The sequence below is a fragment of the Parabacteroides sp. ASF519 genome, assembly GCF_000364265.2.
Lineage (GTDB): Bacteria > Bacteroidota > Bacteroidia > Bacteroidales > Tannerellaceae > Parabacteroides > Parabacteroides goldsteinii.
This window is the reverse complement of the sequence record NZ_AQFV02000006.1, coordinates 4887387-4912683: the sequence shown is the minus strand read 5'-3', so window position 1 is coordinate 4912683 and position 25297 is coordinate 4887387. Positions and strand designations below refer to the sequence as shown.

The 25297-nt window shown below is 46.3% G+C and carries 14 protein-coding genes; 7 read left to right on the top strand and 7 right to left on the bottom strand.

All coding sequences use genetic code 11. The features are described 5' to 3' along the window. A complete protein-coding gene (locus tag C825_RS19710; protein ID WP_007652968.1) occupies positions 1 to 1620 on the top strand; it encodes a SusD/RagB family nutrient-binding outer membrane lipoprotein in 1620 nt (539 codons plus the stop codon). Between the two features lie 411 nt (positions 1621 to 2031). On the opposite strand, the gene C825_RS19705 is transcribed toward C825_RS19710, so the two are convergent. The 6 genes from C825_RS19705 to C825_RS19680 all read right to left on the bottom strand — a co-directional run bounded on the left by C825_RS19705 (position 2032) and on the right by C825_RS19680 (position 11306). Beyond that, the gene (locus C825_RS19705; protein WP_007652969.1) at positions 2032 to 2640 is read right to left on the bottom strand and encodes a virulence RhuM family protein; all 609 of its coding nucleotides are present in this window, start codon (positions 2638 to 2640) and stop codon (positions 2032 to 2034) included. 216 nt (positions 2641 to 2856) lie between these two features. Then, on the bottom strand, positions 2857 to 6303 hold the full coding sequence (locus C825_RS19700; RefSeq protein WP_010799849.1) for a hypothetical protein: 3447 nt from the start codon (positions 6301 to 6303) through the stop codon (positions 2857 to 2859). Positions 6304 to 6337: 34 nt separating this feature from the next. Then, positions 6338 to 7270, bottom strand: a complete 933-nt coding sequence (locus C825_RS19695; protein ID WP_010799848.1) for a FimB/Mfa2 family fimbrial subunit — start codon at positions 7268 to 7270, stop codon at positions 6338 to 6340. A gap of 2 nt (positions 7271 to 7272) precedes the next feature. Further along, on the bottom strand, positions 7273 to 8895 hold the full coding sequence (locus C825_RS19690; protein WP_044214535.1) for a DUF3868 domain-containing protein: 1623 nt from the start codon (positions 8893 to 8895) through the stop codon (positions 7273 to 7275). A 12-nt stretch (positions 8896 to 8907) separates the two neighbouring features. Further along, a complete protein-coding gene (locus tag C825_RS19685) occupies positions 8908 to 9468 on the bottom strand; it encodes a DUF3575 domain-containing protein (RefSeq protein WP_289303613.1) in 561 nt (186 codons plus the stop codon). 584 nt (positions 9469 to 10052) lie between these two features. Further along, positions 10053 to 11306, bottom strand: a complete 1254-nt coding sequence (locus C825_RS19680; protein ID WP_010799844.1) for a site-specific integrase — start codon at positions 11304 to 11306, stop codon at positions 10053 to 10055. 170 nt (positions 11307 to 11476) lie between these two features. Here C825_RS19680 and nikR point away from each other — a divergent pair, with 170 nt between their 5' ends. From nikR to C825_RS19660, 4 genes are all read left to right on the top strand, one after another. Further along, positions 11477 to 11878 (top strand): nickel-responsive transcriptional regulator NikR, encoded by a 402-nt coding sequence (gene nikR, locus C825_RS19675; RefSeq protein ID WP_007652978.1) that lies wholly within the window; start codon positions 11477 to 11479, stop codon positions 11876 to 11878. Between the two features lie 93 nt (positions 11879 to 11971). After that, positions 11972 to 13873, top strand: coding sequence for a TonB-dependent receptor plug domain-containing protein (locus C825_RS19670; protein WP_010799843.1), 1902 nt, complete (start codon positions 11972 to 11974; stop codon positions 13871 to 13873). 355 nt (positions 13874 to 14228) lie between these two features. Further along, positions 14229 to 18602 carry a T9SS type A sorting domain-containing protein gene (locus tag C825_RS19665; RefSeq protein WP_010799842.1) on the top strand — a complete coding sequence of 1458 codons (4374 nt, stop codon included), beginning with the start codon at positions 14229 to 14231 and terminating at the stop codon, positions 18600 to 18602. 10 nt (positions 18603 to 18612) lie between these two features. Further along, on the top strand, positions 18613 to 19698 hold the full coding sequence (locus tag C825_RS19660) for an outer membrane beta-barrel protein (protein WP_010799841.1): 1086 nt from the start codon (positions 18613 to 18615) through the stop codon (positions 19696 to 19698). A gap of 106 nt (positions 19699 to 19804) precedes the next feature. Here C825_RS19660 and C825_RS19655 read toward each other — a convergent pair whose 3' ends face one another. After that, positions 19805 to 22102: a cation:proton antiporter gene (locus C825_RS19655; protein WP_007652993.1), complete on the bottom strand. Its 2298-nt coding sequence runs from the start codon at positions 22100 to 22102 to the stop codon at positions 19805 to 19807. A 102-nt stretch (positions 22103 to 22204) separates the two neighbouring features. On the opposite strand from C825_RS19655, the gene C825_RS19650 reads away from it, so the two are divergent. Both C825_RS19650 and C825_RS19645 read left to right on the top strand, forming a co-directional pair. Next, positions 22205 to 24223 (top strand): alpha amylase C-terminal domain-containing protein, encoded by a 2019-nt coding sequence (locus C825_RS19650; RefSeq protein ID WP_010799840.1) that lies wholly within the window; start codon positions 22205 to 22207, stop codon positions 24221 to 24223. 21 nt (positions 24224 to 24244) lie between these two features. Next, the gene (locus C825_RS19645) at positions 24245 to 25219 is read left to right on the top strand and encodes a type I phosphomannose isomerase catalytic subunit (RefSeq protein WP_010799839.1); all 975 of its coding nucleotides are present in this window, start codon (positions 24245 to 24247) and stop codon (positions 25217 to 25219) included. Positions 25220 to 25297 lie beyond the last annotated feature (78 nt).

Here is a 25297-nt window from a genome sequence, read left to right as displayed (position 1 = left end):
ATGAAAAAGAATTATAAATATATAGCCGCAATTTTTCTGGGCGGATTGATCGGTTTTTCAGCTTGTACGGATGATTTTGAATCTTATAATACGAACCAGGCCGGTTTCCCGGATAAATCGAAAGAGCAGGAGTTCAATAAATACGGTATTCCTCTGGGAGTAGTTCAGCAGGGTATTTATTTTAATTACGACTGGGGTGGTGGTAAGAACTGGCCGTTCCAGGTAATGCAGAACCTGGGTGCTGATATGTTTTCCGGTTATGTGCACGACTTCAATCCGTTTAATGAAGGGCGTGGGAACACAACCTATAATATGCAGGACGGATGGAACGGTTCGTTTTGGGAAAACACCTACGGATATATCATGACGGAGATTCAGAAATCCGAAGATCTGACGGAGAAAGATTATCCTTCTTTCTATGGTATTACCCAGATATTGAAGGTTGAACTGATGCACCGTGTATCTGATTTGTATGGTCCTATCGTCTATACACAGTTTGGTTCGAAGACTGGTTCCATGCCGGATACACAGGCTGAGGCTTATAAGGCATTCTTTGAAGACTTGGATGCCGGAATCGGCTTGATACGTGCCTATATGGAAGCAAATCCGGATGTGGAAAACTTTGCCAAATTTGATATCCTGATGCCGCAGGGCAAACGTACGTATGCCGAATGGATACGGTTTGCTAATTCGTTGCGCCTCCGTCTCGCTATCCGTATTGCCATGGCCGACCCCGTACTGGCAGCCTCAGAAGCCAAGAAAGCTTTGACGGATGCAGGAGGTTTGTTGGAAGAAGATAACGATATCGTAGCTGTTTCTACCGACGGAACCGGTTATAATAACCCGTTTGGTGAAATCAATAAAGGCTGGGGTGAAGTATTTCTGAATGCGAACATGGAATCTTATTTGGGTGGTTATGATGACCCCCGTTTGCCGAAGTATTTTGATAGAGCGGCTGGTGGCGAAGGCACTGAAATTGTTCCGGTGAAGGGAACTTATAAAGGAATCCGCCAGGGAACAGGGTTCAACCATAAAAATTACAGCAAGCATTCGAAAAGTACTATTTCACAGACGTCTAATGCTATCTTGATGACAGCAGCCGAGGTATGGTTTCTGCGTGCAGAGGCCGCTTTGAGAGGTTGGTCTTCCGAAAATCCGGGTTCTTGTTATGAAAACGGCGTTAAAGCCTCTTTTGCACAGTGGGGAGCTAAAGATGTTGCCGTATATCTGGAAAGTACGAAAACGCCGAAAGGCTATCAGGATGCTTTCAATGCTGCTTTCAATGTAGAAGCTATGAGCCAGGTAACTCCTGCATGGGACAACGCTGCTTCAAACGAAGAAAAACTTGAAAAGATTATTACCCAGAAATGGATTGCCTGCTATCCCGAAGGCTGTGAGGCTTGGGCCGAACAAAGGCGCACTGGTTATCCTAAGCTGTTCCCGGTTTTGGTGAACGACAGCCAGGGAACAATCGATACAAATCTGGGACCGCGCAGACTAAACTTCTTTGTCGGCATCCAAACAGCCAATCCCGAGCAGTATGCTGCTTTGACAAAGGCATTGGGTGGCGCCGACAATTGTGGGACCCGTCTATGGTGGGATACCGGAAGAAACTTTTAGATGATATACAGTTATTAGATTAAGGTAAGAGTATAAGATGATGGAAACGGAAGTCGTGGTATGAGCGGCTTCCGTTTTTTTAATGCTAATTCTTTATTACTTTCAGCCTCTACACGTATTTCGTAGAGGCCTTTTGTAAAAGCACATGTTATTATGGATAAATCTTTATCTAAACGAAAACAATAGGTTTTACCTAATAATTGTTCAGTAGCCACCTCCGCCCACGAAGCGGAACCAGATGTCGCCCTCGGGCGGAACCTGTCCGGGAAACTGTCCCGGGGTGGCTGTTTACACAAACGCACACAAAAAGCTGCGCAACCCCTTGCTGGGGGCTGCGTAACGATTGGTGCATCTGTCGTTAGGTTACAGATGCGATTGACAGGGAAAAGAAATAAGAAGGGAGTTTCTGTTTTATAAATGATTTAGTAATTCTTTTATATCTAATTGTATTTTAGAGAAAGCGAACCATTTCTTTCCTAAATCTTTCAAGGAAGTACCGATATGGTAAAGTTCTTTTTCATCTATGATCAGGAAACGGTCGTGCGACTGTCTAAACAATTGGATGTCGATTGGATCATATTGAGCGTTGTGACGCTGCAAATCCAACGATAACTGTTTCGGTATCTGGTTTGTGTAAATAGTCACTTCTATTTTGTTTATGCGTTGATTAATAACATATCCTTTAAACATATATTCTTTAAGTACTTTGTTCGCCCATATCCTGAATTGAGTACCTCTTTGTGACTTTACTCGATAGCCAACAGAGATAATAACGTCGAGGCTATAGACCTTCACCGGTTTATCTGAATTTGCAATATGCAAAAAATGCATATTGCTTTTTTCATCCAACTCTTTTTCTTTGAAAATGTTTCCGATGTGTCTGGCTATAACTGATTGATCTCTTTGAAATAATTCTATCATTTGTGCCTGGGTCAGCCAAACGGTTTCATCTTCCATTCTAACCTCTAATTGTAAGGTGTTTTCAGATTGATAAACAATAATTTCTCCTTTGTCTTTCATAATTAATATGTTTTGATTGTTGAATTATGTAGGCAAAGGTATTGTTTTCAATTGATATAGAATACAAGTTGATTAAAATATTTTCAAAATAGAATCAGTTTAGTCTCATTGTTTTTACAACACTTGATTAGAAACAGATTTATCTTTTTCCTATCAATCCCATCATGTCAAAGATCGCTCAGGCGGAGCCTGCTTGCCGTTTTTGTTATTTGTTTTCTATTTATCAGTGATACAACGAACGTGTCCAATTGCATTCTGATTATTTTCAGTAGCTACATTCGCACCTCCTGAAAAAAATCTCATCGTTTCAGAATCAGAACTGAAATAACTGGTCATAGAAGCATATGCTCCCAGGGTCAATACAAACAGATTCTTATTATACCAATCTTGCCATAGAGCAGATGATGATGGTAATGCATTTGTTCCGCTGGTTCCCAATATTGTTCTCCACTCGCTCGATGTCGGAATGCGCCAAGTTGCACCAGTCTGTTTGGAACAGATTGTTTTATCGACATCTTTTAGGGCTATACTACTTGCTGCATCTTCAGGAGCAATCAGATAATTGCCATATATATATGCAGTTTTTCCATTGTAGTTCTTTGATGCTTTTACTGTTAATGTATAAGTAGACGTTAGATCTGTACTGGATGCATTGGCGATGGTAATAACTGTACTACCTTTATCCTTTAATGTAATGGTATACTTGTTGTTACTTTTTGAAATTGATGCCACACTTTCATTTGTCATCTTGACGTAATTAGAACCTCCGGGTGAGGAGACAGTAAATGTTGTAGTCGTCGAGTACGATTTACTAAAATTATCGAATGTCTTGGAACTTTCTGATAATGTAGGCGCTACAAATCCATTCGGAGTCACTGTAATATCTTTAGATGCTCCTCCTGCTATTTTATTGGTCAGTCGGATGGTAACAGATTTCATTATCGCGTTTATATTATTGCGTTGGGTGATTACAATATTTTTAGCACCGCTTCCAGTAGTTTGGTCTGTTGAGATGTCAAACCATTGATCGCCTTTGTTCCAATTCAATACAGTTGCCTTAACTCCTTCAGGAGAAGTGACGGATATGTTTGTATTTCCAGAGTTAGCCGCTTTTACATAGAGGTTTGATGCCTCAATTGTCGTAGCCGGTGCATTTACCGTATACGTAGTAGTAGCCTTTGTCTCGTCCGATTTGTTAGCAATCTGGAAAGTGGCAGAGTTACCGCTCTTCCAGGTGACCACATAGGTCTTTTCTACAGCATAATCGTCGGCCGCCTCAACGGTAATGTCGCCTTCGATATTTTTGACGCAGGTACCACCCAGTGCATTTGCTTTGATACTAACTTGCGATCCTTTCACCTGATACAATTTGATGTCAGTGCCCGTCATCGTGTTTTGGGTGGGCGAGTTGCTTCCGCTGACAAAAGTGACGGTGGGGACAGGGAATATCGGTGATACGGTGAAGACGGTGTTTTCGCCGCCAATCTTGTTTTTGAGTGTGACGGTCGCCTTTTTCGCTCCTCTCAGCTTTGCATTGTCTAACGAGAAGGTCAACTGGGTATTTTCATTGAGAGCTTTTGTGACGGGAGCGCCTTTTACTTTTAGCCATTCGGAACCTCCGTCGAAGTCCAAGCCGATCTCGATGCCCAGCATGGATTTACACCCGATAGAGAATTCGTTATTGTCCGAAATCTGCATATTGATGTTTCCCGGCGTGTCGCCTGCAGGTGCTTCGTAACTGTTTTTTCCATCATTCAGACTCGGATAGGTGAAGTCCGGTTTGAGAGTGGCATCGAGCAGTTGTACGACAATATCCGTTTTTAGATCGTTCGCTTTTTTATTGTAGAAAACGACAGTGCCTTTATCGTCAGTAACGCCGGAAACATCGCGGTCGTTGAGTGTAAAGGAATAGGTAGTTTCCGCTCCGCTTTGTTTGTAGACGGCGACATCGAGCCAGTCGGGTTTACTTTCCACCTCTGACCCGTCCGGGCAGGTAATACGCACATGTGCATTACTGCCGGTAATGCGGTAGAGGTTTACTAGCTTGTTTTCAGCATCGAAAGAGTTAGGGTTGTTATCGCCTACCTGCGGTGTTACGTCAGCCTGTGGTACAGAAACAGCTTCTACGAAGAAGGTAGTTTCCGAGCCGTTCATGGTGTTGGTGAAACGTAATACGGCACGTGGGTAACGTCCCAGGGTATAATTTTCTTTAAGTGAGAAGGTATAATTATAATTCATGGAAGCCGCTTTAGTGGAAACGGCTGGTTCTGATATTTCCAGCCAGTCGTATTGCTGTGCGTCAATTCCGCCTACATATTTTTTATAAACGGTGAGATTAGCCGTGGCGGTAGTAGTCACGGTGAACTGGCTTTTGGGCTTAAGCGACATGCTGACCGAGCGCGTGTCGGGGTCGTATTTAGTGTCGTCCGTGAATTCGGCGGGAATTGTCACGTCGATTTCTCCCGAATCCTGATCGGGTTTGAAATCGTCGATGCTACCGTCGTCCGTCCAGTCTGCCACGTAGAGTGTACAGTCGAGGTGGTATTTGTCTGCCGCCGTGATGGCGATGGTGTAGCGGTGGTTGTTGGCAATCTCGAGGAAAGTCTGGTTGCCGTCCGCTGCTTGCTGTGTGAAAGGAATCCGGTAGGACACCTCTTTGCTTTCTGATTCGTTGATCTTATACATACCTTTCAGAATTAAGAAACCTTTGTCTTTAAGTGGTGAAGGATAGGAGTAGAAGGCTCCTGCCTGTATCCCCTTGTTAGCATTTTCTCCGTAGAATCGTCGCTCTGGAGTTGTAATGAGTTCGTCTGGTTTCGCTTCTGGCATATCGCCGTAAGGTCGTATAGGGAATAAGTCCGAGCCGCGTCGTGCGTTGCCCATCGAGACTGTCTCGATGATGAAGCGGGAAGTTCCCGCTTCATTGATAATATCATAGCGTGCGACGAGTCGTGTGAGGCGTATTCCAGCCTGAACGCGTGCCGCGCTGCCGAAATCGGTCAGGTCGAGCGGAGTTATGAGTGCGCCTGTCATGGCCAGGGGGGTAGCCAGCGTATCGGCCTGAACCGTGCTTGTCAGCAGATGTGTATGCCAGGTGGCGAAGGTTGTTTCCAGCGGAACACCGGGCGTCTTTACTGTTGTTTTATTATCGTCGGTAGTAGAGAGTTCGAGCGGGACGAATGCCGCATCGTCTACCGGCTGGCCTTCGTGTGCAGGGTCGACCAGTGTCGTGTTGTTGGCAATGCAATATAGTTTGACGAACAGTCCTTTCTTCACTTTCAGTAGGCCGGTTGTTTCTTTGGCGTCGGCATCGGTCGGCGTCAGTTGTAATTCCGAAGCTCCGGCAGGTAGGACAGCGTCTGGAGTGTTGCGGTAGGCGAACCGTTCCATGAAAGAGTAATCGCCGTTTTCCGTTTCGGAAGCGAACACATATACATCGAGGGCCGAGATGGCATTCTCTTCGGCGGTAGCGATTGTTTCTCCTTTGGTTTTCTCCCGGTCGAGTACCAGTTTGTTTTTTAAACTGAGCGTCACTTCCTGCCGTGTAATGGCATCGCTTCCGCCCTCCGGTGCAGGTTGTTCGCCTTTTTGTTGTACCTCTTCCGTACAGCTCCCCAGCAGTACGAACAAACAGGATAACATCATGTAATTAATCTTTTTCATTTCACTATATTTTTAATATTACGGTAACTTTCAATTATCCAATCGCTCCCCCTTCATCCCAGTCGGATGCCGTGGCCTGTGTTACAACGATCTTATTCTCATACACCGTGACCAGCAGATCGAACTCCTGTTCCATGTTTGTATCCATATCCATAGGCAGTTTGTTGAAAAACAGGTTCAGGTCGATATCCTTGACAATCTGCTCTCCGTCGCGCCAGAGGCTCCATAACTGATGGGTGGAGGAGGTGTAGCGGAAGGTGACGAATTCGCCGATCACTTCTCCCTCGTAGTTCATGGCGGCACGGGTTTCATGATAGGCGATCTTGTTGCCTATATAAGGTAAGGAATAAGTGCCGTCGCCCGAGGGTACGGGATTTGCTTCGCTGCCGTTGAAGCTGTAGAGGGCCGGAATACCTTTCAGCCGCATCCGGAAAATACCGTCTGCCGGTTCGTCGGTCATCCAGCGGACAGTAACGGTCATGGCGGCATGGGCGTGCGACAGGTATATCCGCCGGCGTTGGGCGGCTCCGTTCTTTACTTCGACGGTTGCGGTGCCGTAGTAAAGCCGGTCGGTGTTGCCGCGGTAACCCGGCGGGATACCTTGCTGCTCGGCGCTTAGTGTCATTTCGTTTATATTCATATTGCTTTTTGTCGTTATGATTTGTTCGTTTGTTCCTCCCAGATTTCCCCAAAGGACGAAGGTATAGGTGCCGTCTTTCAGTTCTCCCTGCCATCCGCTTATGCTGTCGCCCCTGAGGGTGATTTCGGAGAGCAGCTGCCCGTCGGCATCGAACAGGTATTGGCGGAGGTTGTCTACATAGGTAGGCAGCATATTTTGTGTACCGCTTCCGGCATACCAGTATTCGAGGCGCGTGTTGTACGGGCAGATGGCAGGCTCGTCGCCAAACGAACAGGCTGTCAGTACAATCGACAGTAATCCCCGGATAATATGTATGAACCGTTGCATGCTCATTTATACATTCCCTCCGCGATTTGTAAATTTCTTCTTGCTTTCCGCGGTTCTATGCCTACCGCTTTGCGGAACCAAAGGGCTGCACCTTCGGGATTACCTTCCATCAGGGTGAGCACGCCCATATTGTTCCAGGCACGGGGATCGGCTTCCACTTTTCGCAGGTAATTCCAGGCCGAGATCAGGTCGCCTGTCAGCATCACGGCAGAGGCGGCGTTGACATTGGCCGTTACATCGTCAGGGAAATGGAAGGCGGCTATCTCGTAAACCTCGCGGTACTGGTCGGTGCCGGGACGGTAGTAGCGTGCCGTTTCGTACATCTCTTCCAGGCTCAACAGGTCGGGATGGGTATAGATCAGTTCGGAGGCATCCTGGTGGTCTATCTCATTAATATTGTATTCTACCACAACTTCGATACGGCGCAGTTTCGGGAAGAAACGGCGCAGCATATCTTTGTAAGGCATTCCTCCCTGCAGGTCCATCAGTTGTTTTTCGCGACCGTTGAAGATGCCGTATTTCCTGATGATGCGGAGTACCGCATCGGCATAGGGCGGTTGGGTCTGCTGCAACAGCTCTTTCAGACCTTCCCAGTCTTCGGCTACCGACGATACTTCAATGCGGTGGCGCGGCAGGTCGTAAGCGTCGCGGATATAGCCGGCAAACAACCGTGAGCGTGCCTGTGCCAGACGTTCGTTTTCCCCATAAGGACCGTCGGGCGAGGAGTAGCCCCGTACCTGTATCCGCTCGAAAGTGGAGAAGCGATTGTTGGAAAGCGGCGAGAGGATACGGTCTATTTTATCGATTTCTTTCCTGTTGTCTTTGTAGTCCGGATATATCTCGTCTTTTCCCAGTGGGTAGTCGATATAGAGTATGGCACTTTCCGTATGGTGCTTGTCAGACCCTGTGAGATCGGGAGTGAGGAAAGAAACCATCGGAATGTAGAGGTCGAGATCGGAATTGCTCCATACTATTTTTTCAATATGTTGAGGAGCGGGAAGAACGGCCGTAGCGTGATTATCGGTTTTTGCAGGACGGACTGTATGGGGAAGTACGCGTTTCGTTATTGCTTTATTTTCATTCTGCTCCTTTGTGACGGTGGCTGTTTCTGTGTGAAGCGCCGATGCGAAAGGCAACCGGTATCTTAGTGTGTCGATGCCTAATGTTTGTGTATCGCAGCAATCTTTTAAATCCTGACGTAATAATAAAGACGACTGTTGCATCCAGGCAGCATAGGGAACCGTGACCAGATAATCTACTTTTTTACTACCGGCAGTATGCCGGTTTTCAATGATTGTCAGGAAAGGAACGGCCTGTCGGCTTTTGTTTGTCTGCAAGGCCTGTTCGCGTCTGTCGAACCGGTGGCGGCTTCCGCCTGTCAGTATGACGGCCGGAAGTTCAAGCGTACTTTGTTTGTTTTTTAATACCGGTGTAAAAGTAACGGCTGTATACGTATTCACCTGTACATCTTCCAGGTCCATTAGGATAGAAAGATGCAGGCTGTCGTTTTTCACCCAGGCGGAGCGCGGCACGATACGGATACCTTTTGTTGCCGCGGTTCCAGACAGGGGAAATAAAAGCATAACACCCAGTATTAATATTAATGTATATATCTGTCGTCTCATAAGCCGGAAATATTAACGTAAGAAATAGATGAATGAAATACCGATGCGGGTGGGACCAAAGTAGGTGCGGGTGTAACTGCCTTCGCGTTCGCCGTATTCGGCACAGCGCAGTTTGTCATATTTCATGTAAGCATAACCTGCCCCGATCATTGCTTCAATCCCCCAGCGTTCGCCGAATGCCCAGTGATAGCCATAGCTTACGCCTCCTCCATAGAGATCGCCACGTAATGTATATTCTTTTAGCCCTGAGATGAAGGGGATCTGCCCGATATTGAAATGACCGTAATGACCATGCATGCCGATGAAGTGTCCTTCGAATTTACGGCAGAACCAATAACGGGCTTCCGGCTGCAAAAGGTATAAATTCAGCTTCATGTCATCCGGATATTTCCAAGCGTTGTATGCTCCCCATAATTCAATGGTTATGTTGTGGGAAATACCCACTTCAACTCCGATATTGGGAGTTGTTGTTGCCCAAAAGAAAGCATTGGTTTTTAATGCAGTCTGTTGTCCGGCAACAAAAACTGGTAAACCAATGAGCAAAAACAATAGGAAGTGGAATTTTCTTCGCATATACCCTATATTACAATATCGTATTTTCCGGTTCTGTCTCTTGGTAAGAGACGGGAAGAAAGTATGATTTGACTCAAAAAACAGAGATTTGAGTTTGATTTCATAAAACCAGCAAAACAAGTTGTAAAACATTTGAAAGGTTATAGTGTATTCGTACAGGGTAAAATTGATGTTCGATAAATCTCTTTTACTGTTTTCTATTTTGTTGGATTTGAATGTGATAGATACAATGAAAATGATGGATTGCAGGAGTCCGGTGTGGAAAAATGAGGCTTTGAAAAAGAGCTAAACATTGCTAAAACACGAATCAAGGTGTTGATAATAAGTAGATTAATGCTCTTTGTGCAACCAGAAAAAAAAGTAAAAACAACTAAGTCGAAAGATTTGTATTCTTTGGCAATTTCTTAAAATATGTGTAATAGTATTCTTATATTCGTTGAATACTATAAGCTTTTTACGTCAAAAAACATCATAAAAGATTTGTTGTGTTAGAAAATGTTACTACTTTTGTATCGTTTTAATAATTAATAAAAGTGTCTTCCCGTCTCTTACCAAGAGACAGATTTCCCGTTATAGAATTATTTTCAGATACCCTTGATTTTTCTGCTTTTTCCCGTAATCAATTTCTTATTGATCAGATCAAGCATGTTACATTTGGTAAAGTCGATATAAATATGTGTCGTTTTTACTGAGGTATGTCCCATCCCTTCTGAAATGAGATTGTCGGGAACTCCCAGATTTTTTACATGTGTAGCCCATGAATGACGTGCAACATATGAAGAAAGATGTGCATTGACCAGTAACCCCAGTTTTTTCAGTTCACCATTGTAAAGACGAAGTTTCTTTTCGTATTCTCTGTATGAAGCATCTGGTCCGGATAATATGGGAAATAAAAGTCCTTCTTTGTTCTGCCGGACATACCGGATGATCTTTTTCATGACAGGCAGTAGTTTGATACGTATTTTTTCCCCTGTTTTATGTCGTGTATAGATCAGGTAGTCGCCTTGAATATTTTTGTCGGTCAGGTGTGCCAGGTCGATAAATGCCATACCTTGTGCGTAGTAGCAAAAAAGAAAGTAGAGACGGGCAAGGATTACCTTTTCAGATAGTTTTTTGCTGTCCAGCTTTTCTATGCTGAGTATTACATTCTTGTCTACTGCTCTTTTGGTGCTTTTCCCTATACCGGTATTAATATGCCTGAATGGTGAGGGACGTGCTTCGATAATTCCGTCATTAACGGCACGGTTCCAGAGCGCTTTCAGGTTGCGCATGTAAAAAGAAACCGTATTGGGATGCAATTTTCTTTCGATCAGCCATGATTCATATTTTTTTATCAGCTCTTCGTCGATATCGTTCAGTAGGATATTCTCTGTCGGCAGGTATTTAAGAAAACTGTTATGCAGGCTTCGGTAATGCCTTACACTGGCATTTCTGTCTTCTGCCGCAAATTGTTTAATGATTTGTTCGATATAAGCGATAAAGGTATTCCCCCTGAGAAGTGCCTTATAACTTTCTATGATCATATCGGCTGTTATTTCCTTATTTTTCGGAAGCCGGGTAATAACTGTTTGCATACGCTGTTTTTCTTCACTGGTTTTTTGGTTTATCTCCATCAGATAAAGATACCGCTCAGGAAGGCATCCTGGGGGAACTATTGCCAGTTGTCTGTTTTCATCCCATTCATCTTCATGCAGTTTGTATGGGAGACTTATTTGTCTGACTTTACGGCGGTAAATCACTTGCAGGTACAAAGCGGTTTCCCGGTTGTTGTCTGTTCCCTGTCGTCGTTTCAGGTTGACAGAGATGGTTGTTTTGTTTTTTTCTTTGTTCAGTTCCATAATTTTTTTAATGAATAATGTTTATAAACGTGCCTGTATTGGCGGTTAATAAATCTGTAATATAGGTACAAATTACCGTAATTTGTATAATGTTATATCTTTATTATCGTACTACTTTTGTACCGGTAAGAAAATATATATCTTTACCGCTTGAAATAAATAAACACTATATGGCTATAAAACGTTTTGGTGTCTCTCTGGAAGAGAATCTGTTGGAATCGTTGGATAAGTATGTGGACGAAAATGGCTTCGCCAATCGTTCGCAAGCGATCCGGTTCCTGATAGAAAAGAACGTGGCCGAAAGGAAATGGCAGTGTAACCATATCGTTGCCGGTACTATTATTATAATGTACGACCAGGAGAAGAAAGCGATAGCTTCCAAGATTGTCGGTATCGAGCAAGACTATCAGGACGTGATACTCTCGTCTTCCCAGTATTATATCAATCAGCATTTTTGTCTGCACATCGAAACTGTGATGGGCACGGCTCACCGTTTGACGGAATTGGCCGATAAACTGACTGCTATAAAGGGAATTAAACATGGTAAATTGGTGATGAGCCGGGCGGATTAAGTCTATTTTTTTGCCGGTTTGGTAACACGATTATTTAAATAGGTGTTACCTTAGATGGGGAAACAGATGACAAATCTTATACAAGAATAAATGATGAAGAAAGGATTTTTACTTATTTCAGGACTGCTGGCGGGTTCGGCAGTCTTTGCCTCCGGGCTGGTCGAACCGATTGAGCCGTTGGGAATAGATAGTCTGATCAATTTGCAGGGTGTAGTGATTTCTGCAAATAAGATACAGGTAAACCGGAATAGTGTTCCCCTTACTATTTCAGTGATAGACCGGGATCAGATAGAGGCTAGCAGTGAGTCGGCTTTGTTACCGGTGTTATCGGAGCGTGTTCCCGGATTGTTTGTAACGGAAAAGGGGATTACCGGATTTGGTGTTTCAAACGGGTCGGCCGGTACGGTAAATATTCGTGGAGTAGGTCAAGGGAATAAAGTGTTGATGTTGTTTGACGGACAGCCGCAATGGGCTGGTGTTTTTGGACATTCGTTGCCTGATACATATGTGGCTTCTGATATTGAACGGGTTGAGGTGATCCGTGGACCGGGTTCGTTATTATACGGTTCAAATGCGATGGGAGGAGTAGTCAACATTATCACCCGCCAGCATAAACAGGAAGGCCGTCGTACGCAGGCACGTGTTATGTTTGGTTCGTACAATACGCAGAAGTACATGATTAATAATGGCTATAATATCGGAAATTTCAGTAGTTTCGTTTCTGTGAATCACGACCGTTCAGATGGTCACCGGCCTGATTCCAAATTTGATATTACAAATGGTTTTGCTAATTTGGGATATCGGATCAATAACCAATATAAAGCAACCGGAAATTTGAGCTTAGCTAAATATAATACGGAAGATCCGGGTGCGATTACCAGTCCGTTGCTGGATCATATCATGCATATTCTTCGTGGAACAACATCTTTCGCTTTGGAGAACCATCATGAGAAGTCTAGCGGAGCATTACGTGTTTTCTATAACTGGGGACACCATAAGATAAATGACGGCCATGCCGTTAATGCCGACCCGCGCTCATTCCTGTTTTATTCGGATGATCATAATACCGGTGTTCAATTATACCAGTCTTTCCGTTTAGTGGAGGGAAATACATTTACCGCTGGTGTCGATTATAAGAATTGGGGAGGGCATGCCTGGAATGATACGATTAACGGCCCGGTCGGAGAAATTGTTAAGAAATCGGTCAATGAAGTAGCCGGTTATGCAATCATGCAGCAGGATCTTTTCGATATTTTGAGTCTGAATGCCGGCGTACGTTACGAACATAGTAGCGCTTATGGAGGCGAATGGGTTCCACAGGCTGGTTTTGCGATTCGTCCGTTTCAGGGTAATACGATCAAGGGTTCTTTTTCGAAAGGATATAGAAGTCCGACACTGCGTGAGTTGTATATATCCTATCTCCCTTATTCAAAGGCGAATCCGGATTTGAAACCGGAAAGTATGCTGAGTTATGAACTGTCTGTGGGGCAGTACTTTTGGGACAATCGTTTGCATGCTGAACTGACGGCTTTTTATATTGAAGGGAAAGATATGATCTCTGTAGTGGATCGTCAGATGTCGAATATCGGGCGCTTTTATAATAAAGGGATTGAGTTTGAGACTGGATATCAGATCTTAAACAACTTGAATCTGGATATGAATTATAGTTATCTGTATACGAATAAAGCTATAGTGGCTGCTCCGGCTCATAAATTTTATGCCAGTGCCACTTATATGCCCGGCCGCTTTACTTTTAACCTGAGTGTGCAGTCTATTTTCGATTTGTATACGACTGTTGGAAATACACCGGATAAAAATAAGAAAGAAGATTATACCGTATTGAATGCCCGTGCTTCTTACCGTTTCGGTTCGCAGGCTAAAGGATTGAAACTGTTTGTGAAAGGAGAGAATCTAACAGCTACACGATATTCTATTAACGAAGGTTATCCGATGCCGAAAGCGGTATTTATGGGAGGGATAGATGTGACGTTTTAAGTCTATAATAAATACATTGTTGGAAGAGACTGTTTCGAAAGGGGCAGTCTCTTTTGTTTTGATAAGCGACATTTTATGTAGATGTGTTAAATATATTGAATTTGCGAGCCTGTTGTCATGGCTGCTTCGTTCTTTTTGTAAACATAAATGGTGGATATGTAAAGCATGCTTCCATTGTATTTCAAAGCCGAGTTAATGTATTAAAATTAATGCTCAATTCAGTTCTTAATTTATAAATTTGCCTCGATTTGATAATGGTTTTTAACTGTCGGTAGAGAGTGGAAATGATTCCCTTTTGATTTTGGGATGAAGATATTTTGAACTTTATTTTATTAGAATTATGAGTAAATGTATTATGAAAAAGATCGTACATGTTCTATTTCAGTTGGTATTATGGGCGACGTTGCCTGCAATAGCCCAAACGTCGGTTGATGTGAATACGGTAGCAGAGTTAAAAACGAAAGTCAGTACTGCTACTGAGAATAGTGTGTTTGTGCTGACTGCGGATTTTGTGGAGGACTTTGACACGCAGGCTTCTTCTATTGATCTGACAATCAATTCGTCTGCAAAGATCACTATTGACGGGGCAAATCAAACCCTGAAAGCTGCTTTAAACAAACAGCATTTTACAGCCAACGGATCAGGAGAGGGAACATTGACTATTCAAAACCTGACTCTTACCGGATTAGTAAAAGACTCGGAATTAGTAGGTGGAGAATTTCCAAAAGACTGGAATCCGGATGCTTCGAATATTGGAGGAGGAGTAACTGGTAGTTTCCCTGGAGAATTAAAGATAATTAATTGTCTTTTTTCTAAAATGAGACCACCGGGAGCCGGCGTAAATGTTTCTTCCAAGAAAGTAACAATCAAGGAATCATCGTTTATCTCTTTAGGTATAACAAATTCGTATAATGGTGGATCTGTTATTTATACGAGGGGAAGTACTTCTTATGAAGTGGAAAACTGTACATTCGCTTATAATTATGCCAAAGGTGCCTGGGCGAATGCCTCAGCGATTATTTATATAACAGTGAATGTGGCCGATCTTATTTCCTTTAAGAATAGCCGTTTCTACAAGAATACGAATAATACAGCTGTAAAAGATGGCGCTGCCGGTGGTGGTGTTATCTCATTGAAAGATGCTTATCCTGAGAAGTTTATAGTTGATAATTGTGAGTTTGTTGGAAATGAGATAGACTCTTATGGCGAACTGGGGAACACTGCCGATGGAGGTGCTCTCTATTTTTATGTGCATAATGGAGGAGGAAGTTATCCGAACAGACCGGCAGTCGAAATAACAAATAGTACGTTTATAGAGAATACCGCTTTCGATGAGGGCGGTGCGATTGCTCTTGTCGGCCAATACCTGCTGAATGCGCAGGTGAAGAATAATACATTTTATGCTAATGTAGCAAGGGGGGAGCAGCGCAAAGGTACGTATGTTGCCGATGGATTTGACGGAGGCGGTGCAGTTGAAGTCGATACCAAAGCGACGGCTGTTTTCGAAAATAACACAGTTATCAAGAATAATGCTTTGAAAGGAACTGCCTCTTCCGGAAATGCAGGAGGAGGTATTTCTGTATATGGCAGTGGTAAAGCTGCATTAAAGAATAATATTATCAGTGGGAATGTGAGTTCTTATAGCTATTCGGGAGGGTATCCTGATATTTATCCGGCAATCACTTCTTCTTCATGGTCATCAAAAACCGGTAATAATGTTATCGGAGAATCATTGGAAGATATCTTTGGCGTAGCCGATCCTAAACCTATCGCCTACGGCAACAAAAAGGCTGGCGATCCGAGATGGGATACTGCGAACGATGCTTTTTACGGTGTTATTAAAACGATACCGATCCTGCCGAATGACAAGAGCCTGGCCGACATACAACCAAGTGGTCTTGCCGATGATACTGTCGATAACTCTACTTTGAGTGAACTCATGGGCAAAGACCAGAACGGCAATCCTCGTATTACGACCAGTGATGGCTTTTCGGATTCGGGCGCTGTCGAAATTCTTTGGGTACGTTTTAATGCCAATGGCGGAAACTGGACAGGTCTGGAGGCCAATACCTACGCCGGTGCTGATTATTACAACCAGGAAGATGGCAAGACCTCCTATTATTACAAGGTTATCAATAACGGAGGTAAAGTATCCAGTCCCCCAACAACCCCTGACAAATTGGTGCATCCTGAAGGTAAGACGTTCGTTAAATGGGTAACGGATGATACGGAAGAAAAAGATTGGGTCAGCTCGGCCGCTGTGACGAAGAATGCGATGTATAAAGCCATATGGAAAGAAAATGCCTTGGAAGTAACCTATCATTCAAACTTCGATCCCGACAAAACCTATAAGCATTCATATGATGAGGGAAAAGTAACCGTCGCCACCTATCCGGCAACCGCGTTGCCCATTCGTCCGAACCATATTTTCCTGAGATGGACGACGAATGCCGACGGCACAGGTACGGCATACCAGCCTGGGGCGACTTTCACGATTACAGAAAATACCGACCTGTACGCCCAGTGGGAACCCAACTCTATCCTGAAGCTGCAATGGTCAGTCTCTAAAACAACTCCGGAGATATTCGAATTCAACGATGTGGAGAACAACTCTACCACTTCTGTGATGGTTGGAACTCCCGTTTACGTCCAGATCAGACCGATAGAGCTTGACTACATAGATTACGACCGCTGGTCCATCGAATACACCGCAACGCCGGCAGACTACCACTATCCGATGGAAGAATCTATCGCAAAAACCCTTCGCTACGATTTCAACAAAGGGGAAGCTCATACGCTGGAAGGAACTTATTATTATAATGTAAGCAAACTGATCCTTTACAAGGATGGGGTAGAGGTTGCCACTTATATCTATCGTAACGCCACCTGTACCCACACCGTGATCATCCAGGCGAAGCCGATAGCTAAAATACCGGCTTTGCAATGGTCGGTATCGACCACCACTCACGAGCAATCTAACTTCCGTGACGTGGACGACCAGACAACAACGTCCGTGAATTATGGAACTCCTGTCTTTGTACAAATCCGCCCGATCGGACATGAAGACATCACTTTTGAACGTTGGGATGTTGAATACTCCGTGACTCCGGCGGAACATTATTATGGCATGAATCCAACCGTCAAGACCGAACGTCATAATTTCAATAACCGCGAAGCACATACGGAAATCGGCACATATGTCTACACTGTCACCAAACTGACATTGTATGACCTGTATGGAAACAAAATCGTCGAGACATACGATTATAACGACTCGCCCTACCGGCACACCATCGTCATCACAGACTGCGAAGACCCCGGTCCCGGTCCGCACGGCGCCCTGCAATGGTCTGTCTCCACGGCATCGAACCAACTCGAGGACTTCCGCGATGTGGACAATCTGACTACGACAAGCGTGGTGAAAGGCACACCGGTCTACGTCCAGATCCGTCCGGTCGGTTTCAATAACATCACTTATGACCGCTGGGAGATCGAATACACCGCCACCCCCGCCGGTTACCACTATCCGTTGGAGGAAGCCGTTCCGAGAACCGAGCGTTACACCTTCAACCGAGGCGAAGCCCACACGCTGGTCGGTACCTACGTGTATACGGTGACCAAGCTGACACTCTACAACGGTGAAAGCGTGGCTCTGACAGCCTATTATACCGAGCCGCCTTACATCCACACCATCATCATCCGCGACGGCGGTATGATCGAACTGGGCGACATCGCCTCCCACTGCGGTTCGGAAAGCGAATTCAGAATACCATTCCGCCTGCTCGATCCGGACAATATCCTGGAATATTCCGTCCGCTTCTCCGACGAAGCGCTCAAAGCCGGCTTTACGGATTCCGACTATAAAGATGTGACTCCCGACTATCTCACAGTGCCCGTCTACCGGATAATCGGCAAGGGCGTTTACTCCGGAAACGTGTATGTGCGCAAGAAAAGCGAGCCGGGCCTGGTGGAACTGCATCCGTTCGAAATCGAGATGCTGGAAACCACGATGATCACCAAACAACCGCAGTCCGTATACGTTTGTGACGGCGACGCCTTCACCCTGAACGTAGAAGCCCGTGGCCTGAACCTGACCTATCAGTGGTTCTTTAACAAAGAGGCGATCGAAGGAGCGACCTCGGCCACCTACCAGGCTGCCCTGACGTCCGACAAGGAAGGCTCTTATTACGTAGATGTATACGGCGACTGTGGAATGGAGAGCAGTGTGACGGTGACGGTGCGCAAGAACGGCCTGAGAGTCCTGGTGAAATGGAACGAATTCCTGTACATCACCAATCCGGACAACGAGTTTGTTCGTTTCCAGTGGTATCATGACGGGCAGAAAATCGAGAAGAACGGCACTTCGATCTACTACTCCGTGCCCGAGGGCCTGTTGGGCAGTTACTTCATCCAGGCCTACCGTGCAGACGACAGCTATGTGGTGAGTTGCCCGATCACGTTCGATACGCTGACACAGTTCCCCGTAACCACTGTTTACCCGACGATGGTGCAGAAGAACAGTCCGATAACCGTCAAGCTGGGCATGCCTGGCGAAGCCTCGGAGGCGGCAGTCATCGAGATCTATAACCTGAACGGTCAGCTGGTCGAAAAGCAGTCGACCACGACAGTCGAAACCACCATCCCCGCGAATATGGCTTCAGGCAGCTACATCGTGAAGGTGACCACCGATTCAGGAAGAACAACAACCCATAAAATCATCGTAAAATAAGCTAAGAGATATGTCAACAATAATTTCAAACATAAAGAAAACAATCTTTTTATTCGCAGCAGGCTGCCTTGCCACCACCGTTTCGGCCCAGCAGGAAACGGGTGGCAGAGAGCGTAGCCTGTATAACAACAGCCAGCAGCAACAGCGCCAGCGTCAGGAATACCGCGAGGACTACCGGGAGGAAAAGAAAGATACAACGAAGACCTCTTACCTGACGGTATCGGGCGGTGTCGGCTCCTCTTCCTTCCGTTACAAGCTGAACTACCAGATCGAAGGTTTTGAAGAGAAAGGCAAACGCAACGCAAAACTGGGGTATGAAATAGACCTCCGTTACAGCTACTTCTTCAACCGTCATTGGGGTTTCTCGACGGGGGTAGGTATCTCCCGTTATGCAACGACAGGCAAATTGACAGGTGATATGTCCGACGATAAATACATGAAACTGGGCAATATGACCGACGACGATGACTTCTCCGGCCACCCGCGTGAGTTCGAACTGCGTGCCCGATTGAAGAATCTGGAAGAGAAGCAGACCGCCTTCCTGCTGGATATCCCGCTGTTGGCAATGTACCAGACCCATTTCGGCGAAGAGGAAAAATGGGGCATGTACGCCGGTCTGGGAGTGAAGTTGCAGATTCCGGTCAAAGCCAAATACAAGGTCGAAGGCAATACAGCCAGCGAACTGAATGTTTCGGGTTACTACCCCCATATCCCTTCCGACGTGGGTTCTCCGTCGGAGGCGCCTGTTCCTCACCACGGCTTCGGCACGATCAACGATCCCGGCCGCGAGTTGGACTGGAGCGGAAAGAACAAACTGAAACTGGGCGTAGCCGGAACTGCCGAACTCGGTTTCCTGTTCACCCTGGGCGAAGACATCGACCTGTTGTTGGGCGGCTACATCGACTACGGTTTCACCAACATGAAGAAAAAGAAAGACCAGGGGCTATTAGCCACTCCTGCATCTTATCATCCGGATGGGAACATGACGGTAGGAAAGGGTATTCCTTATAATGGCATGATGAATTCAAACGTAACAGATAAAGTGAAGGTTATGTCTTTCGGGGTAAAATTAGGGGTTAGGTTTAAATTGAATTAACGTCGCAATAAAAAAGGATGCATCCTCTTCGTCAAAAGGGTGCATCCTTTTTGAAAATAGGGTGCGTCCTCTTGTTTGGGGGAACGCATCTTCCGAAATATCTTCTTTATTTCTCTTTATGATTCATAATCAGCGTCGACGGCATCTTCTGCAACGCTTCGCGGCGGTGTTCAGAGACGTCGTTCCAGGTATCGTAGCTTATCAACATGAAATTATAGTTGCTGAATATCGCCGCTGTCATATCCTTGTCTGCCAGCAGCGACGCCTGCTTGGTCGTATCGACGAACTGGCGGATGGCATGTTTTATCTTTTCGCTGCCCGGAGTCGTCGAACTGCTGCGGTCGAGGATGCTGACCGATCCGTGGGTTGTCTTCAGCAACGTCGAAGCATATTCCAACAGGAAGAGATCCTTCTCCGAGTCGACCACCACGATCACATTGCTCGCTTTCACGAAGCCGCGGTTCACGAATACCCCCACGTCGCAATTACTTTTTCCGATAAACATTTTCGTCTTGTCTTTCAATAGCGCACCGGGGTAAAACCACGATTCGGGCGCCTTGAAACGGCGGAAGAAACGGTTGTAGAAAGAGGTGCGGTAGCGGTTCGCCTCGATGTCGTCCGGCTGGTTACTCATCGAAATGCCCGAACCCACGAGCAGGAAGTCGAAACCCTCCGTGTTTACGATGTCCGTGATATCCTGTCCGGCGTTGTTCGACACCTCGTAGCGCGTTTCTATATTGATTCCCAGCTTTTTCGCCCCATAGAGAATAGGCCCGAAGCTGACTTCCTCGAAGTTATCCGTGTGCAGCGGGTTCACATCCGAACCGACGGTGAGATGAAGCGCCGTAAGGTCCACCTGATGCCGGATATGGGCGAACATCTGGTAGGCTACGTCGAGCATGATCTGCCCGTTGCCCGCACGTCCGAACGAGAGCAACACCTTGAACGTGCCGTCGGCTACCTCCACCGCTTTGTATTCTTTGATCTTCTCGCGTGTCTGGAAGCAGAACTTGATGAACGAAACGAGCGGGATAGTCATAAATGTAGTCACTAGCGTCATCAATACCAGCATCACGAAGATGGATGGGGGCAGGATATGCATTTCGTAACCGATCGTAAGCACGACCAGTTCCATCAATCCCCTCGTATTCATCAGTGCGCCGATATAGAGGCTGTCTTTCCAGCTCTCGCCCACGAAACGAGCCGAAAACATGGCACCGCCGAATTTACCGATGATGGCCACCAGTATAAAGACGCCGCACATCCACCACAGGTCGGGACTATTCAGCAGCCCGATCTCTGTGCGTAACCCCGTCGAAACGAAGAACAAAGGGAGAAACAGGGCCAGCGATACATCTTCCACCTTTTCGGTCATGATCTTGCGGAATTTCACGTTACTTGGCATCACCACCCCCGCGATGAACGCGCCGAACAACGCATGCAACCCTAACATCTCGGTCAAATAAGCCGAAATGATGAGCAGGAGGAACATAAAAGCGACCAGGCCCTTGTCGATCACTTCCTTATTATGGTAAATATGTCCGATCATTTTCAGGAACGGACGGACGGCAAAGAACATGAAAGCGATATAAATGGCGGAGAAAAGAATATTATAGACCGCACTCAGCATTGACCCCGCCTGTGCGATGGCTATCACGACGGCCAGCAGGCACCAGGCCGTGATGTCACCGTTGGCTGCGCTGGCGAGCGAGATCGTCCCCAGATGCGTCCGCGTCAATCCGCGTTCCTGTATGATACGTGCCAGCACCGGGAAGGCAGTGATACTCATGGCGATACCTATAAACAGGGCGAACGATAGGAAGGGAGTGCCTTTGTCGGCATACGTGTCGTAAACGAAGTAGGCAGTAAGCATCCCGCAAAAGAAGGGCACAATCGTGCTTGTATGGCTGATTAGGATCGTTTCCTTTAATTTCTTCCGAACCTCGGTGATATCCAGCTCCATACCGATGGCAAACATAAACAGGATCAGCCCGAACTGGCTTAGGATAGTGATGTTGGCCAGCGACTCGACCGGGAAAAGGAATCCCGAAGCCTCCGGTAGCAAATGCCCCAGCACTGACGGCCCCAGTACGATACCGGCCACAATCTCACCGATGACCGTAGGCTGGCCAATCTTTTGAAACAACCAGCCGAACAGGCGGCAGGTAATCAATATCGTAATGATCTGCAACAGCAGGATGCCGATAGGCGACTGGATATGATGCATCATCAGTTCCCAAAATAAGGAAAAACCTTCACTGAGGTTTTTAGGGGCATCGTAGGCCGATGTCATGGCGCTTTCAATCTGTTGGCTCTCTCCTTCTTTGGCGATAAAATACATCAATGAACCGAATACAAGGATCATCACTAAATAAAAGGCTATACTCTTTGTTCCTCTACTCATATATTGCATGGGGTTTGATGCAAAAGTAAGAAATATCCCGGGAATATCAATACGGTATCTTTTTTTCTTTTATCTTTGCGCTAAACCAATCTCAAATAAATCATGGAGTCGCTGAATCTAATAAAGAATGACCCTTGGCTTGCCCCTTATAAAGAGGCGATAGAAGGACGGTATCAATACGTGATTGACAAGGAAAAGAGCCTGACCAACAACGGGAAACAGACGTTGGCCGAGATGGCTTCCGGCTATCTGTACTTCGGTTTGCATAAAACCAACAAGGGGTGGGTGTTCCGCGAATGGGCCCCGAATGCCACAGCTATCTATCTTATCGGTACATTTAATGACTGGAAGAAAGACGAACGATATAAAATGAGACGTCTCGGATACGGTATCTGGGAGATTGCGCTCGAAGAAGAGCTGCTCCGTCACGAAGACCTTTTCAAACTGCTGGTTGAGTGGGACGGAGGAAGCGGTGAACGCATCCCGGCCTGGATACGCCGTGTCGTGCAAGACGAACAAACTAAAATATTTAGTGCACAGGTGTGGAACCCAGTCAAGCCATATGCGTTCAAAAACAAACGCTTTAAGCCTGACACCGCCCCGCTGCTGATCTACGAATGCCATATCGGTATGTCGACGAACGAGGAAAAAGTCGGCTCATACGATGAATTTCGCCGCAACGTGCTACCCCGCATTGCCCGCGAAGGATACAACGCGATACAGATCATGGCGATACAGGAGCATCCTTACTACGGCTCGTTCGGTTATCACGTCAGCAGCTTCTTCGCCGCCTCGTCCCGTTTCGGTACGCCCGAAGAGCTGAAACAGCTGATAGACGACGCCCACGGCATGGGAATCGCTGTCATCATGGATATTGTACACAGCCATGCTGTTAAGAATGAAGTGGAGGGCCTCGGACGTTTCGACGGTTCCTATAATCAATATTTCCTGAGCGGTACACGCCGCGAGCATCCCGCCTGGGACTCGCTTTGCTTCGATTATGGCAAGAACGAGGTGTTGCATTTCCTGCTCTCGAACTGCAAATTCTGGCTTGAAGAGTATAAGTTCGACGGTTTCCGTTTCGACGGTGTCACTTCCATGCTCTATTACAGTCACGGATTGGGCGAGGCTTTCTGCAATTACGGCGACTACTTCAACGGACATCAGGACGGCGACGCGATTGCTTATCTCACCCTGGCCAACAAACTGATCCACGAGGTAAACAAGAACGCCATCACCATCGCCGAGGAAGTGAGCGGCATGCCCGGACTGGCAGCCAACTATGAAGACGGCGGCTATGGCTTCGACTATCGCATGGCAATGAATATTCCCGACTACTGGATCAAGACGATCAAGGAAAAGAAAGATGAAGACTGGCATCCCTCGTCCATCTGGTGGGAAACGACCAACCGCCGTGCCGACGAAAAGACAATCAGTTACGCCGAAAGCCACGATCAGGCACTGGTGGGAGATAAGACCATCATCTTCCGGTTGATAGATGCGGACATGTACTGGCACATGCAGAAGGACGACCACAACGCTGTTGTTGAACGCGGTGTGGCGCTCCATAAGATGATCCGTCTGGTGACCGCCTCGACCATCAACGGCGGATACCTCAACTTTATGGGCAACGAGTTCGGACATCCCGAATGGATCGACTTCCCGCGCGAAGGCAACGGATGGTCGCACAAATATGCACGCCGCCAGTGGGAACTGGTAGATAATATGGATTTGAAATATCACTATCTGGGCGACTTCGACCGCGAAATGATCGAACTGCTCCGTAGCGTGAAAAACTTCCAGTCTACCCCAATACAGAAGGTGTGGGATAGCGATGGCGACCAGATTCTGGCCTACATGCGCAAAGACCTGGTATTTGTGTTCAACTTCAGTCCGACGAAATCGTACACCGACTACGGCTTCCTGGTTCCTAAAGGCGAGTATGAAGTGATTCTCAACACAGATGCCCCCCGTTTCGGTGGTTTCGGCCTGGCGGACGATTCGGTGCGTCATTTCACACAATTCGACCCATTATTTAAAAAAGACAAAAAAGAATGGCTTAAACTGTACATTCCGGCACGCAGTGCTGTTGTACTGAGAAAAGTAAAGATAAAGAAGTAATCAAACAACAAAACACACAGTATGTTATATCCAATGACTTTTAAGCCTATCCTCAAGAAGATTATTTGGGGAGGCTCAGACATCTGCCCATTTAAGGGCATCACACCGGTTGAAGAAGGTATCGGTGAAAGTTGGGAACTTTCGCATGTAGAGGGTAACTATTCCATCGTCGATAACGGTGACTTGGAAGGCAAGTCGCTCGATGAACTGATTCGCACTTACGGCAAGCAGTTGCTCGGTGAGAAGGTAATGGACCAGTTCGGCTCTACTTTCCCGCTGCTGATTAAGTTTATCGACGCCCGTGATGACCTGTCTATCCAGGTGCATCCCAACGACGAGCTGGCTATGAAACGCCACAATTCTTTTGGCAAGACCGAAATGTGGTACGTAATCAACGCCGCGGAGGGAGCTGGCCTCTATTCCGGTTTCTCCCAACAAATTGACGCAGAGGAGTATGTGAAACGGGTAGGCGATAACACTATCATGGACGTTCTCCAGCGTTATGAAGTGTCGCCGGGCGATGTGTTCTTCCTGCCTGCGGGTCGCGTTCACGCCATCGGTGCCGGATGCTTTATCGCAGAGATACAGCAGACCAGCAACATCACTTACCGCATCTACGACTACGATCGTAAGGATGCCAACGGTAACGGGCGTGAACTGCATACCGAGCTGGCCAAAGATGCCATCGACTATACCATGTCTCCCGACTACCGCACGCATTATAAGGCACATACCAACGCGACAGTCGAACTGGCCAACTGCAAGTATTTCACGACAAACCTGCTCGACCTCGATACGATGATGGTGCGCGACTTCTCCGAACTCGATTCGTTTGTCGTATATATATGTATGGAGGGTAAGGCTTCTATCCGCGACAATAAAGGAAACGAAATATTCGTTCATCAGGGTCAGACGGTGCTTATCCCGGCAGATACCGAGGTGGTGACGATTTCTCCGGCTCCGAATGCCAAATTCATGGAGACTTATATCGGATAATTTTCCGGGAAAAAGATAACAGTTTTTCCTGAAAAAAGGAATTAGGAAACAGAAACAACGCAGAAAACGCAGAGTTTC

Excerpts from the sequence above, each read along its gene's own strand:
- C825_RS19705 (WP_007652969.1), bottom strand. The coding sequence starts at position 2,640 with ATGAAAGACAAAGGAGAAATTATTGTTTATCAATCTGAAAACACCTTA.
- C825_RS19650 (WP_010799840.1), top strand. The coding sequence starts at position 22,205 with ATGGAGTCGCTGAATCTAATAAAGAATGACCCTTGGCTTGCCCCTTAT.
- C825_RS19685 (WP_289303613.1), bottom strand. The coding sequence starts at position 9,468 with ATGCGAAGAAAATTCCACTTCCTATTGTTTTTGCTCATTGGTTTACCA.
- C825_RS19645 (WP_010799839.1), top strand. The coding sequence starts at position 24,245 with ATGTTATATCCAATGACTTTTAAGCCTATCCTCAAGAAGATTATTTGG.
- C825_RS19680 (WP_010799844.1), bottom strand. The coding sequence starts at position 11,306 with ATGGAACTGAACAAAGAAAAAAACAAAACAACCATCTCTGTCAACCTG.
- C825_RS19710 (WP_007652968.1), top strand. The coding sequence starts at position 1 with ATGAAAAAGAATTATAAATATATAGCCGCAATTTTTCTGGGCGGATTG.
- nikR (WP_007652978.1), top strand. The coding sequence starts at position 11,477 with ATGGCTATAAAACGTTTTGGTGTCTCTCTGGAAGAGAATCTGTTGGAA.
- C825_RS19695 (WP_010799848.1), bottom strand. The coding sequence starts at position 7,270 with ATGCAACGGTTCATACATATTATCCGGGGATTACTGTCGATTGTACTG.
- C825_RS19665 (WP_010799842.1), top strand. The coding sequence starts at position 14,229 with ATGAAAAAGATCGTACATGTTCTATTTCAGTTGGTATTATGGGCGACG.
- C825_RS19655 (WP_007652993.1), bottom strand. The coding sequence starts at position 22,102 with ATGAGTAGAGGAACAAAGAGTATAGCCTTTTATTTAGTGATGATCCTT.
- C825_RS19660 (WP_010799841.1), top strand. The coding sequence starts at position 18,613 with ATGTCAACAATAATTTCAAACATAAAGAAAACAATCTTTTTATTCGCA.
- C825_RS19690 (WP_044214535.1), bottom strand. The coding sequence starts at position 8,895 with ATGAGACGACAGATATATACATTAATATTAATACTGGGTGTTATGCTT.
- C825_RS19700 (WP_010799849.1), bottom strand. The coding sequence starts at position 6,303 with ATGAAAAAGATTAATTACATGATGTTATCCTGTTTGTTCGTACTGCTG.
- C825_RS19670 (WP_010799843.1), top strand. The coding sequence starts at position 11,972 with ATGAAGAAAGGATTTTTACTTATTTCAGGACTGCTGGCGGGTTCGGCA.